Source organism: Sphingobacterium yanglingense, from assembly GCF_004363245.1.
Taxonomy (GTDB): Bacteria; Bacteroidota; Bacteroidia; order Sphingobacteriales; family Sphingobacteriaceae; genus Sphingobacterium; species Sphingobacterium yanglingense.
Map to the genome: position 1 here is coordinate 1,370,703 of NZ_SNYV01000011.1, position 17,810 is coordinate 1,388,512.

General features: G+C 39.2%; 14 protein-coding genes. 7 read left to right on the forward strand and 7 right to left on the reverse strand.

Annotation, left to right across the window (positions count from 1 at the left end):
• Positions 1-93 precede the first annotated feature (93 nt).
• A complete protein-coding gene (locus tag CLV99_RS08030) occupies positions 94-1,077 on the reverse strand; it encodes a FecR family protein (protein ID WP_133583957.1) in 984 nt (327 codons plus the stop codon).
• A gap of 66 nt (positions 1,078-1,143) precedes the next feature.
• The gene (locus CLV99_RS08035) at positions 1,144-1,698 is read right to left on the reverse strand and encodes an RNA polymerase sigma-70 factor (RefSeq protein ID WP_133583958.1); all 555 of its coding nucleotides are present in this window, start codon (positions 1,696-1,698) and stop codon (positions 1,144-1,146) included.
• Between the two features lie 182 nt (positions 1,699-1,880).
• Here CLV99_RS08035 and CLV99_RS08040 point away from each other — a divergent pair, with 182 nt between their 5' ends.
• On the forward strand, positions 1,881-2,270 hold the full coding sequence (locus CLV99_RS08040) for a (deoxy)nucleoside triphosphate pyrophosphohydrolase (RefSeq protein WP_133583959.1): 390 nt from the start codon (positions 1,881-1,883) through the stop codon (positions 2,268-2,270).
• Between the two features lie 3 nt (positions 2,271-2,273).
• Here CLV99_RS08040 and CLV99_RS08045 read toward each other — a convergent pair whose 3' ends face one another.
• Together CLV99_RS08045 and CLV99_RS08050 are read right to left on the reverse strand one after the other, a co-directional pair.
• Entirely contained in the window at positions 2,274-2,789 is a 516-nt protein-coding gene (locus tag CLV99_RS08045; protein WP_133583960.1) for a hypothetical protein, read from the reverse strand.
• A gap of 113 nt (positions 2,790-2,902) precedes the next feature.
• A complete protein-coding gene (locus CLV99_RS08050; protein ID WP_133583961.1) occupies positions 2,903-5,779 on the reverse strand; it encodes a triple tyrosine motif-containing protein in 2,877 nt (958 codons plus the stop codon).
• Between the two features lie 231 nt (positions 5,780-6,010).
• Here CLV99_RS08050 and CLV99_RS08055 point away from each other — a divergent pair, with 231 nt between their 5' ends.
• The 5 genes from CLV99_RS08055 (at position 6,011) to CLV99_RS08075 (ending at position 13,692) form a co-directional block, all read left to right on the forward strand.
• Positions 6,011-8,983: a SusC/RagA family TonB-linked outer membrane protein gene (locus tag CLV99_RS08055; RefSeq protein ID WP_133583962.1), complete on the forward strand. Its 2,973-nt coding sequence runs from the start codon at positions 6,011-6,013 to the stop codon at positions 8,981-8,983.
• A gap of 61 nt (positions 8,984-9,044) precedes the next feature.
• Entirely contained in the window at positions 9,045-10,631 is a 1,587-nt protein-coding gene (locus tag CLV99_RS08060) for a RagB/SusD family nutrient uptake outer membrane protein (protein WP_133583963.1), read from the forward strand.
• Positions 10,618-11,436 (forward strand): glycoside hydrolase family 16 protein, encoded by an 819-nt coding sequence (locus CLV99_RS08065; RefSeq protein WP_211348450.1) that lies wholly within the window; start codon positions 10,618-10,620, stop codon positions 11,434-11,436. The genes CLV99_RS08060 and CLV99_RS08065 overlap by 14 nt, the downstream gene beginning before the upstream one ends.
• Positions 11,437-11,625: 189 nt before the next feature.
• Positions 11,626-12,204, forward strand: a complete 579-nt coding sequence (locus CLV99_RS08070; RefSeq protein ID WP_133583964.1) for a hypothetical protein — start codon at positions 11,626-11,628, stop codon at positions 12,202-12,204.
• A gap of 216 nt (positions 12,205-12,420) precedes the next feature.
• Complete coding sequence (locus tag CLV99_RS08075) at positions 12,421-13,692, forward strand: ATP-binding protein (protein WP_133583965.1); 1,272 nt, start codon at positions 12,421-12,423, stop codon at positions 13,690-13,692.
• A 28-nt stretch (positions 13,693-13,720) separates the two neighbouring features.
• Here CLV99_RS08075 and CLV99_RS08080 read toward each other — a convergent pair whose 3' ends face one another.
• The 3 genes from CLV99_RS08080 to CLV99_RS08090 all read right to left on the reverse strand — a co-directional run bounded on the left by CLV99_RS08080 (position 13,721) and on the right by CLV99_RS08090 (position 16,888).
• Positions 13,721-14,500 carry a hypothetical protein gene (locus tag CLV99_RS08080; RefSeq protein ID WP_133583966.1) on the reverse strand — a complete coding sequence of 260 codons (780 nt, stop codon included), beginning with the start codon at positions 14,498-14,500 and terminating at the stop codon, positions 13,721-13,723.
• A gap of 38 nt (positions 14,501-14,538) precedes the next feature.
• Complete coding sequence (locus tag CLV99_RS08085; protein WP_133583967.1) at positions 14,539-15,534, reverse strand: hypothetical protein; 996 nt, start codon at positions 15,532-15,534, stop codon at positions 14,539-14,541.
• A 124-nt stretch (positions 15,535-15,658) separates the two neighbouring features.
• Positions 15,659-16,888, reverse strand: a complete 1,230-nt coding sequence (locus CLV99_RS08090; protein ID WP_133583968.1) for a BamA/TamA family outer membrane protein — start codon at positions 16,886-16,888, stop codon at positions 15,659-15,661.
• 167 nt (positions 16,889-17,055) lie between these two features.
• On the opposite strand from CLV99_RS08090, the gene CLV99_RS08095 reads away from it, so the two are divergent.
• Positions 17,056-17,790: a DUF6882 domain-containing protein gene (locus CLV99_RS08095; protein ID WP_133583969.1), complete on the forward strand. Its 735-nt coding sequence runs from the start codon at positions 17,056-17,058 to the stop codon at positions 17,788-17,790.
• Positions 17,791-17,810 lie beyond the last annotated feature (20 nt).

Genomic DNA, 17,810 nt, shown 5'->3' on the forward strand with positions numbered 1-17,810 from the left:
GCGGTTTATAATTTAAAATAATTGGTTGCGATCTCACTGCTAAAAGGTATCTCTTTATGACAGCAAACGCATAGTAGGTTTATACTTTATGAACTAAAAAACAAAAATTGTTTTGTCCTTTATTTTAAAACGGAAGTCCTTGTTCACTTCTTTCAAGACATCCAACATGCTTTCTAAACTTTCATCAGGCGTGAATTTTAAAGTAAAAAATCGATTTTCATATTTGGAGGAATCGTAGTTAAATACAACTCCATGTTTCTTTTCAATGGCATGCAATATTTCGACAAACGAAGCTTCCTGAAAAACCAGATATTGATCCTTACGTAAAGCTATACGCTCGACATTAACTTTTCGTCGTGTAATATGTCCTCCCTTAGCATCATATATAATTTGTTCATTGGGGGTAAGAAATACGGAGCTAGATTTGTCGTCCAAAATACCAACCCGTACTTTCCCTTCTTCGAGCGTAACTGTCGTTTTGGATAGATCCCGATAGCCTACCACACTAAATATGGTCCCAATAGCCTCTACTTCTATATTATTTGCTTTCACAACCAGACGTTTATTCGGATCCTTAGCTACTTTGAAACTAGCCTCTCCATTCAACGAAATATTGCGTTCATCTCCTAGAAATTGTCTAGGGTACGTCAGGATCGAACCTGGGCTGAGCCACACCAAAGTTCCATCGGACAAAGTAACCTCTTTTGTCTCGCCGAAGGCAGTAGTACATTCGATTATTGTAGAATTGAAAATATAATACTCTTTGGTGTAATGATAGGTGGCTAAGGAAAGTAGTAATGGAAGGGCGATGCTGGCAGCAACCCTACCCAAACGATAAACAAGTGGACGCCTTTTTGTATTTGATTCGGATAGGTTCAGCCTAGCATGTAGTTTCTCCAGATCATGAAGTGTACTATCATCTACTTGTGCATCCACTTCGTTCCACAATAGCTCCATCGCTTGAGCTTTTTGTTCGCTATCCGAATCATCAACAAGCCATTGTCTGAACAAGGTATTTACCTTCTCCGAGTGCTTATCTTTAAAATAAAAGCTCGTTAACTTATAAAACTTACGCATATTCTTGGTTATCTAATACAATAGACGTACAATGTCAACCACACACGTAAGCAAAAAAAATATTTTTTATAAAATAAGTGCTTGAATAGAAGAAATGAACTCGCGAAGTTCTTTTAATGCGTTGGAAATGTGCGTTTCCACAGTTCGTTTACTTAATCCTAATTCTTTAGAAATTTCTTCATTGCTGAGCCGTTGGTTTCGGCTCATTTTAAATATAACCTGCCGCTTTTCGGGCATTTTGTCGACAAGACCATGAATCAAAATCTCCAGTTCTCTAGCATCCAACACATCATTTAACTGCCAAGAGATCTCATCCACTTTCATCTGCATCTCTTCCTGCGCGTATTTTTCATAAAGGGATTTTCGTCTAAAAAAATCAAAAATTATGTTTTTTGATATCTTAAACAAATAGCCACCAAAAGAAGCAACATGTATCAAGTTTGCGCGGTTGTTCCAGACTCTAACAAATGCATCCTGAGCGAGATCCAAAGCATCATCTTCGTTTTTTACAAAGCCAAATATGAATACCTTGATGCGGGGATAATATAACAAGAAAAGGGCATCGAACGCTTGTCTATCACCTTCGGAAAGTCTTTTGATGTATTCTAGCTCTTTGTTCATTACCCCACGATATCTAGTAGAATTTGGCGGTCTATTTACCGTAAGCGAATGTACATTATTTTAAACAAAAAAAAAGAAACCTACATGAGAATATACCTCCCGATATGGGCCTGTTGCTCTATAGGATATAATTAATAAATGAAAAAACTATCTTTGCATGATTAATAAAAACTTAAACCAGTATGCTCCAAGTCACCTGTGCTATTATAGTCCATCGTAATAAAGTTTTAATCTGTCAACGTTCAGAAACCATGAAGTTACCGCTGAAATGGGAGTTTCCAGGAGGAAAGATAGAAACAGGTGAATCTAAGGAAGATTGCCTACGGAGAGAAATGCGCGAAGAACTTGGTATAGAGGTGTATATTGGTAGTGCTTTAACTCCTGTGGAGCATCAATATCCTACTTTTACACTCCATCTCTATCCTTTTATCTGTACAGTAACTTCTACTTTATTACAGCCTACAGAGCATGTTCAGGCAATTTGGGTCTCTGCTAGTGAACTATCGGACTACGACTGGGCGGATGCAGATATCCCTATTGTAAACGAGTACCTTTCCCTTCAAAAAAAGTAGGTGTTACTGAAATAAGCTTGCGAAGCCGTCCTTTTCTATTTGTGTATTGCTTGCTTTTGAAGAAAACAATGGATGTCCCTTCAACAAACGTATCGTAGGGGATTCAAATTTCCAATTCATTGGTTTGTCTAGAAAATAAAACTTCTTACCATCAGTCGTTTTGATTTCAACAAGGTATAGATAGTATTTATCTAATCCATTGCGAAGTCCGATGCTTGACACCAAATCGATCTGCTCTGCCTGATAAGTGATATCATCAATCCTTAGCATATTTCCTTCCAATATTACTTTCGATAAACAGATATTTTTCTGGAGACGTAAGTACTCTGATATCCAAAGAAAAGAGATTGAAATAACACAGGTAAAAACAATGCAAAGTAATAACACGAGGTCTTTATCTTCGGAAAGGATATGTATAAGTAAAACGGGTACAAATACCAATAGCGCTATCGGCCCAAATCGAGCACAAAAGAATGCGAAATAGGTTGGACTCAATGTATTTGTACGCTTGGTAATCATATTATCTGCTAAAATAGCTTTTTTATTTAAAACTATTTCAGCAGATGTCAACTCCCATTCCTTATCAAGAGAGTAATTAAAAACACTTTTTACAGTCGTGTATCTGATTCCATTTATTGATTATTGAAGCGGCTCAGATAATCGAAAAGTCCCTCTTCTGTATCTAGCATTAGCTTCTTACGGAGGCGATAACGACTTACCTCGATAGCTTTTCCTGTGACATTCAACAGCTGCGAAATTTCCTTGTTGTTAAAGTTGAGGATCAGATAAGCACATAGTCGCAAATCATTTGCAGTAAGACTGGGGTGCTCCTTTTTTAACCTGGACAAATAATTATTATTGACCTTATCAAAATGCGAGACAAACTGCTCCCAATCCTGGTCTGACCGTTCTGCATTTTTAATAAATTTGGACATACGTTCCATCACCAAGTAAGGATCCTCATCTCTGTTTTTTAAGGCCGGCCGTAACTCTTCATTCAACGTAGACAAAAGTTTACCACGTTGCAGAAGATGCATAGTATTGAGTGAAAGCTCTTTGTTTTTATACTGTATTTCGTTGACAAGCTTTTCTTTTTCAAGTTCTCCAATAAGTTGTTGATTCGCTTTAAGTTCTAGATCATGCAGATACTGTTGATTTTTTAAGATCCGCTCATGTCTTTTATTTAAAAATCGAACAAGATAATAGAGCGCCCCCATTGTCAAAATAACATACAATGCTTTAGCAAGTATGGTCAGATACCAAGGAGGGAGAATTTCGAAACTAATAGTCTGTATAGGCGACAGCTGATCGACATTATTTTTGGCGCGCACCTGAAATTCGTATTTACCCGGAGGAAGATTAAAATAACTTCTTTTTTGCTCCGTACTCCAAAAAGACCAGTCCTTGTCCACTCCTACCAACAATGAGCTATACGTCACATGATACTCCTGCAGCCCGGGTACTGCATATACAATTTCGATGGCATTGTCAGCGTAATCTATAGGGTGCGAAATGGTTAAATGGTCTTGCTGCAAGTTAGCTTGAATAAATCCACCGTACAACACTTTTTCAACGGCACCGACTGATTTTACAGACGACACCGATACTCCAAACAAACCATTCCGTTTTCTAAATTGATCAAAATCAAGCTGAAATAGCCCCTCATAACCTCCAAATAACACCTTATTACTGGAAACAGGATTGATTTTCTCAAAGCCGGCAATCAGACGGCCAGTAAGCTCAGGAAAATAGTAAACCTTTACATTTTCCAAACTCCTATTTCCATCGAAATATACAACACCAACTTTCTTTTCATTAACAAACCAAATATTTCCATCAGAATCTTCTTCAATATACTGAACTAGCTTGTTACCAAAGATACTATGATAGAAATCAGACTTAACAAATCTATCTCTGTCTGCGCTATAGGTATAAAGTCCATCTCCTGTTGATACCACCAGCTGTCCCTGAATATGAAACACATAATTGTTCATATCGGAAGGTAGACCATCAGCGGTGTGGTAAGTCTTAGCGGATCGAAAGTTACCTCCTGAATCGAAATTAATTTTAGTGACTCCACGATAAGGGTGGGACAACCATACCATATTATGGGATGCATCATACCACAAAAAGCGAGTAGACATCTGTACCTGATCGGTTACCGGATATTCTACAGAAGATGCTACACTATGGAGTCCAAGCCAACTAAGGCCCTGATAAGTTCCAAGCAAATGGAAACCTACTTTTTGCTTCACTTCTTCGGAAGATAACATCCAGGTGCCCTTACCTTGAACAATTTGACGTAATTGACGCCCCTCAACTTCAGCCAATCCATTTTCATAAAAAACAAAAAGCTTAGAACCAATCTGTTGAAGATTCCATACCTCGCCTATCCTATCATCCAGTTTTACATACTGCTGATCTTCGTTCAGCCTCAATAGACCATGTGCTGTCGCCAAATAAAGAGTACCTCCGTAATAGGATGCATCATATATTTTCGTGGGTTGTTGAGTATTGGGCACAATCATCTGTAATGGATCATCAACACCAATATAGGCTACACCGACGTCCGTACCAATCCAAATATTATTCATTACATCGGCAGTTACACTCCGAATAGCCCCCATTTTCAAACCATTGTCCTTGTTTAGTTTCTTTAAGAGGATCCCATGATCATCAATAAGAATAATCTGTCCATCCATTGTGCCTACTGCCCAAACGCCCTTTCTAAGGCTCCCCACCATATTGACCTTAAGTCCTCGCAACGCACCGGATGCCAACGTTACCCCCGAAATAACTTTTCCATTTTTCAGTAATCGATAACAATCTCCGTTATGGGTCAGTATCAGGTACTCCTCATTTTCCTGTCGAATCACACCACGGATTCCCTTCGTTTTCCAATCGGGATGTGTACCAAAAACTGTCCAGCCTCGCTCTGAGTACCGTAACAATCCCTTGGATATATCATGTAGGAGTAGTTCACCATTTTCATGACTTAAAAAATCGACCTTATTCTCAGGATCATAGCTTTCAAACCCCTCCTCACTATAGATAAGCACCTTTTTATTGGTCTGAAAAAATAACTTCCCTTGGAAACTATGGATCGACCATACATCTTCAAAATAACGATCCTCTTCAGGAAGAGAATTCAGCAGGGACACATAACACAAGTTGCCGTCTGGACCAATTTCAAAATAGCCTATTTCATCTTGAGCTCCAACATAAATTCGATTCAAATTCGAATCAATATGTATACTTCTAACAATCGTTTTATTAGGTGTCTGAAATAGTTTCCAAACGGCACCATCATACACCAGTAGTCCTTCGTTGTTCGCAACATAAACTCGTCCATAAGCATCCAATTCGACTTCCCAATTCTGTAATCCAGCATGGTAATCGTAACTCATAAAGGCCTTAACTTTGGGCGTCAATATCTGAGCCATGGCAATAGTGCTGATCATAAAGAACAGTGCCGCAACGCTAGATATAATCACCCTAAAAAACATCATTCAGAAACAACAATTGATAATCAACACTTTACACAAAACTGTAGTGCTTTTGTAGTGATTCAAATTTAATAAAATACTTATAAAATTGTAGAATATAACCAAGGTAATACATCTTTGCAGATGTTGACGTATGCAGCATATGATCCTGTGTCTTATTTGACCTGATCGTGCGCCGTAACCTGCAAAACAGATTACACAAAAAATTATGTCATTAAATCAAATTACAAATCTATGAGGTCACATCACCTATCTTTATTAGTGCTCTTCCTCTGCGTTAGCCTTAATTCATGGGCTCAGCAGCGCACTTACCAAGGCACTGTCAAGGAAGCTTCTACCGGTAGCCCTATTGCAGGTGCAACGGTTCAGATTGTGGGCAAGCGTCAAAGTACTTCCTCTGATCGAAATGGTCAATTTAGCATCGAAGCTAATTCTACTGATATTCTACGGCTCACATCAGTCGGATGGAAAACAGTGACCGAGACACTAGGCAATCAACAGACTCTGCTTTTTCAATTGGAACCCGATGAGACCTCTCTTGGAGAAATTGTGGTCGTCGGCTATGGTACCCAACGAAAGTCTGATGTCACTGGATCGGTATCTACGATACAAGTCGACAAAGCAACCGCAATGGCTACAACCAATGTCAATGAAATGCTGAGGGGGCAGGCCCCAGGTGTTCAGGTCACCCTACAAAGTCCGAGACCTGGAGGCAATAGTAGTGTCCTCATACGTGGCACAAAATCTATCCAAGGTGGCAATTCGCCACTATATGTATTGGATGGCTATCCCATCGATGATATCAATCAAGTAAACCCGGAAGACATCGCATCTCTAGAAGTACTAAAGGATGCCTCTTCGCAAGCCATCTATGGAGCGAGAGCCTCAAATGGAGTGATCTTGATCACCACAAAAAAAGGAACAGCTGGTCAAAGTCGCATCAGTTATAGTGGTTATTTAACCACACAGAAGCTCTCTAAAAACTTTGATCTGTATTCTCCTCAGGAGTTTGCACAGCTACGGAGAGAGGCTTGGAGAGCAAAAAATGCGCCCACCTTCGATTATCCTGAAGACCGCGAAATGTTTGACGATTTTGAACTAGAGGCACTCAAAAACAACACTTACGCCGATTGGGAAAAACTTGTATTACGCAATGCACTGATCCAGAATCATTCCATTGGATTTTCTGGAGGAACAGACAAAACTAAGGTGTACACCAATGCTACCTACTTCAAAAATAGAGGATTAATCATCGGTTCGGATTATGAACGGCTATCCCTACGTAATAACCTTAGCCATTCTTTGAATGATAAGTTGACATTTGAATCAAATATCACTTTCAATATCGACAAACAAGACATTGAGTCTAGCGGGCTAAACGTCATCAGTCTTTCTCCTCTAGCAAAACCGTTTGATGAGAACGGCGAATTGGTAAAATACCCATTAGGACCCAATAGTCTAACCATAAACCCATTATGGAACCTAAGGGAGTCTACTAATGAAAGGAAGACCAACCTTCTCAATCTCAACCTAGCGCTTAATTACCAAATTGCGCCAGGATTAAAATATAGATTAAATACGTTATTGGCTAGAGATGCCGGAGAAAAAGGAACTTACCTCACGAGACTGCATTCGGCAGGATCCAATACCAATGGCTCAGCCTCAATCGTGGACAACAAACGTCGGGAATATCTGATTGAGAATATTCTGACCTATGAAAAAACTTTCAATGACATCCATCAATTGGACCTAACGGCGGTACAAAGTGTGAATGAAATCAACTATACCACGACCAATATGACTGGCACCAATTTTCCGAATGATATTTTAGGTTATCATGGTATTTCGGATGCACTCAATAAAAACACCATTCGTACAGAGACAAAACGAAACATAGCCTCTTTTATGGGACGCGTACGTTATGGTCTCTTGGACAAATACCTATTCAGCGCTACAGCACGATATGATGGTTCGTCTGTATTTGCAGAAAATGAAAAATGGGGCATCTTTCCTGCGGCTTCTTTTGCCTGGAAAGCACACAACGAACCCTTCATTCAGAATATTTCAGCAATCAATGAGTTAAAAGCCAGAGTCAGCTACGGATCGGTAGGTAATCAGGCTATAGCACCTTATCAAACGTTAGGGACTGTAGGGTCAAACCCCTATATATTCGGTAACGAAATTGTAGGGGGTAATATAACAGGCTCAAATCTTCCAAATCCATTTCTCACCTGGGAAACCTCTACGACATTCAATGCGGGTATTGATTTTGCACTATTGAACAATAGAATAACCGGAACCTTTGAATACTACAACACCCAAACCAAAGACTTGCTCGTTGACATTTCCTTGGCTGGAGGAACAGGATTCTCTTCTACAATTACAAATGGAGGAAAAAGCGAAAACAAGGGTATTGAATTGGCTTTGACAGGTCACCTCATCCGTAAAGAAGGCTTAAATTGGTCTATCACCACGATGTTTTCTCGCAATAGAAACAAAATACTCGAAACAGGAATATATGATATCAATGGAGAAGCAAAGGATGATATTGCCCGCTATCGATTTGTAGGACAACCTATCAATGTTATCTATGAAAAGAAATTTGATGGTATCTTCCAATCAGAAGAGGAAATCAAAGCGTCAGCACAGGCCACCCAAAATGTAATTATGCCTGGATCTATCCGCGTAATCGACAAAAATGGAGATGGCAAGATTGACGATCAAGATAACTTCGTATTTGCTCAAGATCCCAAATGGATCGGTTCATTTTCAACAACTCTACAATACAAAAGCTTTGATCTCTATGCCGATCTATATGTTGTCCATGGAGCGACAAAACTAAATCCTTACCTCGCTCAATATGAAACAGGAGGATCGTTACAAGGTATTCTCAATGGAATAAAAATTCCATATTGGACTCCCGAAAATCCATCGTCGGAATATCCTCGCCCATACCGTGATACCCAAAGTCACCTCTATTCGTTGGCTGTACAGGATGCCTCCTATATCAGGCTACGTACAGTGACACTAGGTTACACTCTACCCAATATGTGGAGCTCAAAACTAAAAGTAAACAACCTGAGATTTTACGTAATGGCAAATAACCTATTCACAATAACAGACTATAAATCATACAGTCCAGAAGTAAACCCAGACTCTTACCCAGATGCAAAAGCGTTTACAGCAGGACTTAAATTTGACTTTTAGTCGCTAGTGATATCAAGTTAAATAGACAAAATCATATAGGCATGAATAAAAAACCAATAAGATGAAAAGATTTAAATCATTATATATCGTCGGTGTGGCAGCAATAGTGCTAGCTAGCTCTTCCTGTAAGAAATACCTAACGGAAGATCCATCGACTTCCTTTTCTGCGAACTTTGTATACAATACCCCCGAAGGACTAGATATGGGTGTTGTAGCATTGTACAACCTCAATCGTTCATTCTACGAGAACGGTGAGTGGAATTTTGCAGTCCCCTTCTTATTACAAGCCAAAACAGATCTGGTGCTGGGTCGCACAGGGGAAGCATCACTTTATAGTACACTTGCTTGGGGAGCCACATTAGGCGACTTCGGAACTACCCGTTACAGCCATTTCTGGAAGACGTACTACAAAATAATAGATCGAAGCAACGCCATTATAAAATATGGAGCTGCTGTACAGATGGATGAGAGCAAAAAGAATGAACTACTGGCACAAGCAAGATTTTTCAGAGCTCACTCCTACTTTATCCTATATAAATTATTTAATAATATTTATATAACTACAGAACCTACAACCCCTCAAAATGCGGCAAACATCATTACAGATAAGAGTAGTAAGGAAGATATTTTCAAACTGATTGAAGAAGATCTAGATTACGCACGTACGCATTTGAAATGGGAGATTTCTCAACCTGGTAGAGTAACCAAGGGCACAGCCACCCATGTACTAGCTCAAGTTGCGCTTTGGAAACAGGATAACCAGAAGGCCCTAGACTTGGCTAAGGAGGTGATCGGATCAGTACAGCATGCATTATTGCCAAGTACTGCGGAGGTGTTCAAGGGCACATTAAACCATAAAGAATCTCTATTTGTTATTCAGTATAAAGCACAGACATTTGGCGGTGGTGTACCCCATCGGTTTAACTTTCTTTTGTTGCCTCAATATGGAGCAACTCCGGGTGCGCAATATGACAACACCATGGGTGGACGTGGGGCAGGATTCCTGTTATTGAATGATTACTTTAGAGATCTATTGAATCAAGATCCTATGGACGATCGTGCAAAAGGCAGTTACTACATATCTACATTTTATTTTAACAACCCAAGTACATTGCCTGCAGGCAAAAAAATAGGAGATGTAATCGATACTTATGATGAGATGAGTTCTAATGTAGCCGACCGGAATCTCTTCTATGCACGTTTAAATCCTGGATGTATCAAATTTGCGAATGAGACAGGTTTGCCCAACGAAGTAGATCAATCTAAAAATATCATGGTCTATAGAGTAGCCGAGACCTATCTAATAGCAGCAGAAGCTGCCTGGAAACTGGGACTTGATTCGGAAGGGCTCAAATATATCAATGCCATTCGAACACGAGCCAAAGCTGCTCCGATAACAGAACTGACATTAACATCAATTTTGGATGAGGACGCTAGAGAGTTGGGTTTTGAAGGACAACGCTGGTACACCCTGAAACGCCTAGGCGTAATGACACAACAAATGACCAAGTATGCGGGCAATTCGAGAAATGGATTGTACCAGGCCAATGCGCGAACATTGTTTAAAAATCATATGGTCAATTTGCCTATTCCGCAGGCAGAGATGAATTTACTAGGTCCTAAATACCCACAAAATGATGGTTATTAAAAAGATAAAATATATGCTAACAGGAATCATAGCTTCACTAGCGATGACCTCTTATGCGCAAGAACAACAATTTGAAAGCACGCCTACCTGGTCTGAAGAATTTAACTATGAAGGTCGACCTGATAGCTTAAAATGGGAATTTGACTACGGAACTGGTCAACATGGATGGGGGAATAATGAGCTACAATATTATGTGAATACTGCTCAAAATATCATGGTCAGTAACGGTACCTTAAAAATTCATGCAATCCACGAGGCAACAAACGGTATGGCGTATTCTTCGTCCAAAATCAAAACACTCGGAAAAAATGGATTCAAATATGGACGTATCGAGGTATCAGCGAAGGTTCCACCTCAAGTGGGAACTTGGCCTGCGGTATGGATGATGCCAGTACACAATACCTATGGTGGATGGCCTAGATCAGGAGAAATAGATATCGTAGAACATGTCGGTTATGACCCAAAACAATTGCATATCACTGTTCATACGTTAGATTATAACGGTATGAACAACAATCAGAAAGGAAGTAACACATATGTTGAAAAGGCAATATCAGAGTTCAATACCTATCGTATAGACTGGACAGAAGAGGGAATCACGGGTTATATCAATGACAAAAAGGTGTATGAATATCCCAATACGGGAAAAGGCTACACCTCTTGGCCTTTTGATCAAGAGTTTTACTTGATCGTAAACCTTGCCGTTGGAGGTGATTGGGGAGGCCGAAAAGGTGTTGAAAACGAAACCTTCCCCGCAACATTTGAAGTGGATTATATTCGCTACTACCCGTTAAAATCCAAGTAAAACAGATCTACCAATATAAGAAAAGACGTCATTGCCACTACCGGATTTAAATAACGTAACTCAGGTAGTACAATGGCGTCTTCCTTTAAGCTATGGCCTTGTACGAATTCTACTAGCAGAAACATTAATATTACAGAGGAAAATCAAATCACGTATCCAAAATTGATTAACTTGTAAACATTAATTCAAATGACGCTTGTAGATATGACGAAATTCTTTTTTGTACTATTGATGGTCTGTAGTGTCCATACATTTGGCCAGACTCTAAAAATCACACCGAATGGTTTTGTGGACAGACGAGATAGCTCCAAAAAATACATAATCCTAGATTTCCCAAATATTTCAAAACGGGAGCTTTTTAAGGAGACCATCAAATATATCAATGCAAATTATGAGCATCCTGAAGAAATCACAAATCTACTAAACGACGAACAGATTGTAATTACTGATTTCGAATTGATAAAAGTGAATGCTGGCTTTTTAGGAGGTGGTAGTATCGATCTACAGTATTACTACAAATATGATTTACAGTTTAAGGATGGTAAAATTCGCTTCGACCCAAAGTTTGATTTTCTGAAGTATTGGGATTCCAATACAATTATAAGTTTGATAGGAGAGCGATCCTTCGCTGCAGGAGCTACAGGATTATTTAATCGTAAGGGAAAAGCGACCAATGATAAAATGGTTCAGGCAGTTGAAGACAAAACCAATGCGTTTATACAATCGCTAAAGGAAAGGATAAATTCGCTAAATGATAGTAACTGGTAATAATTTTTAGGGTTAGCCCAACAGTGCTAGAAATTCCGTCCAATACGTTCAGAAAAATCATCCACTCTTCAGCAAAGTACAATGAACCTGCACACCTTACCCTACTTATCGGACAATCTAACTAACCAAAGAGATCAAGGAAGTGATAGCGCTTTTTGGGTCGATATGAGAAGCTACAAGATGAAATATAAACATACAATTTTGTATTTTTAGAACATGAAGAATAGTACTAAAATCACAAATGCGAGTATTGAATCAGCTGGATTGCCCAAAGATGCGAAACAGGTCCTTGCGGAGTATATATGGAACGGTTTTGATGCCAAGGCAACTACCATAACTATCGACATCACAAGCAATGAGCTAGGATATATAGAACGTATTCGCATTATGGATAATGGTGAAGGTATACCGCCAGATTTACTTGATTATTCTTTTGGTAACTTCTTGGACTCGCTGAAGAAAGCTGTCCCTAAACGTTCTTCGTATACCCGTGGCAAAAAAGGAAAAGGACGTTTCTCTTTTTCACTCTTTGCTACACGGGCCAAATGGCACACTACAGTCGTTATAGAAGACAATCTGATGGAATACAGCCTGACCATCGATAGGGCCTCTAAAGAGGAGTATGAAAGCTCTGATCCCGTTCTCTCTAATGCACAGCATACAGGCACAATAGTGCTATTAGAAGGTATATTTGGTCTCCAGGCAGGGATACTCGAGTCTGACGATTTCATGGATTTTCTGGCCCAGGAGTTTGGCTGGTTTCTACACCTCAACAAAGATGCTGGATATGCGATCTCCATCAATGATAAACTCCTTTCCTATGATCAACTAATTCAGGAATCTGACACAACTGAAGTGACAGTATATGGACCGGAAGACAACTCATACCGTTTTAAAGTCAACTATATACGCTGGAAATATCCTATCGGAGATCGCTATTACTATTATTTTTTAAACAGCTACAATATTGAGGTGGCCAAACTACTCAGTAGCTTCAACAATAATGCGATTGATTTTCACCACTCTGTCTATGTAGAATCAGCTTTTTTCAATCACTTCGAACAATCTGACATGGTACTATCGACAGAAAGCAACCTCTTTAGCGAGCGGGAACACCAAGTGGTATACCGCAAACTGATGGCAGAACTACGTGACCTATTGGACCGCAAACAAAAAAAATATGTACGTGAACAGGCCGTAGAAATCAAGATGCAAGAATTATTGCAGAAGAATCTACTTCCTAGCTATGACACATCAGACGAAGACAAAAAAAGAAAAAACACCTTATTGCTGTTAGTACAAGAACTATACATTGCCGACCCCCGGGCTTTTGTTGGTATCAAAGCCGACTTAATACGCACCTATATCGGATTCTTAGACCTCCTATTGCAGACGGAGCGAAAGGCAGAAATACTTCCTATCGTACAGCAGGCTATACCTTTGTCTGACAAGGAAAAAGAACGTATTAAACAGATACTAAAACAGTAGCGAACTATTCCGTCTTGAATAGCTTCGCTTACTTTCGTACCAGCTCTTTCATCGACGGAGAACCTGTAGGATATAAAAGTCGATCTTCTTTAATACGTATATCATAGGCGCTACCGACATCGGCAGGCAACATCCGAAGACCAATATTGCGGTTAAAACTATAAATGTTCTTAATCTTTAAAGCAGGGTAACTGGAGTTATAATTCCAGGTGCCTAATTCCCAAATACCGACTTCCTCATTCATAAAGAAATAGCTATCACGTTCATTGGAATGTCTACTATGATATATCTTACTATCATCCAATTGAATTGTTGTGGTCCCTCTGGAGAAATTGGAAGAAACAGTATACGTTCCAATATACTGCTTTTCAGTTGCACTAGGTGTCCGTTTAATACCTATCAACTGCTCAAAATTATCTTCTAAAAACAAATCATTCGTAACACTCAAAACCGCTTCATCCTTATCCAAAGAATCCACGAGATCAAACAATGCAATCAGATTGATACGATTTTGTGCTACGAATACGGTATCCTTATTACCTTTCAATGTATGTGAAAAGTACAGGAATTTATGCGCTCTAAGCTTGTCCTCTTTGAATTGTATGCTATAGGAGTTAAGTATCCTATTACCTTCTTTATTACTTCTATCGATTTGAATAAACTGTTGTGTATTAAATGGCTGTTCATCGAAACGATAATACAATGTTTTGATTGTGGTTTTACACACAGCCTTTCCAAAAAGATTGATATCCTGTCCTTGGGCTACATGCAATAACAAAAGGCTAAAAACAGTAAGTAGATATTTCATATAAAGTAAGAATTAGGTGTTTTTATATAGTAGCTTTTTTAATCACTTCTGCCAGGGCCAGCCTGGGTGGGATAATCCTGATAAGCCATTCCGGATAGATTGAATTTATTGTCTCCGCCATAATAGATAAAATCATAGCTAAGGGAAAAAATAAACTGAAAATACGCCGGTGTATTTTTTACCTGGTTAAGCTCTTCCGGCGTATAGAACGACGGAGCAACAGGAACTTTCTTATACAAAGGTACACCATTCACATAGCGGAGTATCTCTTCTTCTTTTTCCAATTCTGAACGAAATACTAAAGTGGAATAGCCGTGACCGTATGTTCCTCCGACAGATTGCATTTTTTTATTCTTCCCTACATAGCTCACTTTAAAGTGAATATCATCTATAAACTCAATTTTATAAGGTTGCTCTTCTTGGGTAAGCACCATGTTGATTTTATTCTGTGACGAAAAAGAGGTGGATTCATCATACTTGATGTTGAAATACCAAGTTGTATGCTGTAAAGGGAAAATGTCATTGACCGGAAATGTAAATCTTTCTGTGGAAAAACTAAACTTGGTCTCCTGAGGATACTTTAGTACAAAACGCACTGGGTGTAGCACAACATTGTCGACTAAGGTATCCTGGCTGATAATAAATGCATTACTCACGTGTCCGAATATCGCTTGATAGTGATTCAAACTCAATTGTTCAAGATAGGAAGACTCATCCTGCAAACGTGCCCGGAACTGATCTAGATTATTACTGCAAAAGTAGTACACAACCAACTCATTCATGCCACTAATCTGTTCCGTGGAAAGTAAAACGCGTTCATGAGACTGAGGATGTACATACAAGCTGTCATTTACATATTCAAATCCTTTTCTCGAAAGATAATTCCCGTTGAGACGAGCAATCTGGGAGGACTCTACTCCCTCATCTGTAAACAACTCTCTAAAATGTACCGGGTAAAACTCTTGAGCTTGTGTTACGATGCTAAAACTACAACCGAGCACAAATAACAATCTAATTATGTAAAGTCGAATCATAGGCCAAAATTAGTGATTGTCGCTAAAAAAATAAGAGCTCTTTACGATTCGCAATATCGTTTTTACAATACGCAATACACCAGAATATTAACCAGACTTCTCTATAGTATAGCGAAAAATAGCCTTAGAATACCTCACCTAATCCCAAGCGTAAGCCTCGATATCCCTTACTAAAACCGTAATCAATAGCGATATTAGTTCCCGATTTTTTATTAAACTTTATGCGGGCTCCCGTCCCTGTGGCAAAGTTCCAATTGCCAAACAACGAAGACTTAGGACCACTTACCGTAGTGGCATTGGCAAAAACAACAAATCCTAACAGTCCATTTGCTGTGATATCCCGACGATATTCTCCCTCCAAATAATAAAGCGATTTTCCTCTGTACCTGCTTAATGGAAGGCCTCGACCAGAACTGTTATAGGGATCCCAGCTCAAATTTGGCAAATCAAGATACGGGGTCTTAGAATTGAATACAGTCCAAAAGAAATTGCGGAAGGCCAACATGTTCTGTTTATTGAGATCATCGGTTAACCTATAGTATTTCCGAACTTCCATATACAGGGAACTCCAATTGGCAGAACTCCCCATAAAAGTGGGGTTGACACGAAATTGAAGATTAGCATAATTACCATCCAGTGTGTTTATGGAGTTTGACCGGGTATCAAAAATCAAGTTCAAGCTAAGCCCGGAGGAGATACTAGACCCGGCTTCAGAAGTTCCCCAAGAATAACCGGTAAAATCAGCCAACGATTGGTCACTCTTACTCCGAATATTGACACGGTAGTCCAAATCGTACCCCATCCCCATAAAAAAGCCCCCACGGATGCGCTTCAATACATGTTGATAAAACCGTATATAAGTATAATCTAGATTGATCTTCTCACTTTGGCCATGTTCCGTACCTAGCCCCCAGGTCTCATGCGGATACTTAAGCAATCTAATATCGCCATCGATTACCCATTTATTCTCTTTAAGCCACACATAAGAGCGAATAGGAAAGCCAAAGCGCTTACCAAAATTAGTGTAAGGGGTAAATGTCACACGAGATAGATACGTATCATTCCGATCTCCAAGATAGAAACCCGCTGTAGTTGATGTGATTAAAGCGGTACCACCACCAGGTACACTCGTGGAAAAAGGCAAAAATGAAAAATACATCTTCTTTCCTGTACTCTTCTTCCCCTCGGGCGGTCTGATATCTAGTATCTCTCTACCTATATCAATCAAATCCCGCTGTCGGCTAGTATCGGACTCGAAGGAAGTTTTCTCAATTTCATTGACTAGACTCTGTGCCGAACAGACTGTCGAAAATAAAAAAGTAAACGGAAAAAACAAAAACAGGCACTTACTCATGTAATAACGATATAGCAACACTAAACTAAGATACACTAACCATACCAAAGACAATCCAAAAATTATACAGTTTTAAAAATACAATAAATATGAACAGCTTTACATCTTCTTTGATCTATTCCGAATTATCGTATTTTTCTTAATTTAGTTCTTATAAAAAATATATCATGGGATTTTTAGATAAACTGTTTGGGAAAAACAACACCAAAAATACGGAGGTGCCAATTACAACGACGGAAGTACAAACATCTTTTCCAACACAAGAAGGATTGTTGGAACAGTATGGCGGAATTGCGCTCGAAAAACAGCTTGACTTTGGAGAACTAATCGGTGATAATAATTGGAATGTAGATATGACTGCAGGAACCATAAGCTTTGGTGATACACTGCGATTCCCACTACAGGTACTGGGCACATTCTCCCATTCTTCAGAAACATGGCTATGGGCTTGGGCAAATCAACAATCAGATCTTCCCGATGCTATCCAACAGCATGCCCTGCAATTAAAAAAGTATGGAGAAGATAATGAGATTGATATTCTTAGAAATTCAAAATTTGATTTTTCAACAAATGAGTTACACCTTATGGGAATTATAGCAACAGGTATATGTCATGCAGATGCCTATTACATAGCAGACTATGGGCAAGGAGCAATGCTATTAACCGTAACAGACTCCCGTATTAAAGAAGTGCGCAATGATACACACGATAGAGTACGATTTGTCTTTCCTCAGTTAATCAGTCAATTTGAGATGAATCACAAAAATGCACTGGTATCCTATCTCCGCATGAAAGGATATAGTATACAGGAAACTAAAACAAGTTTGATGGCAACAAAAGACAGTGATACTATCCAGGCAGAATTCGATGAGCTGTCCAGATTAACCAATCTCAAGGGTTAAACAAATCTCCAGTTTTAGGA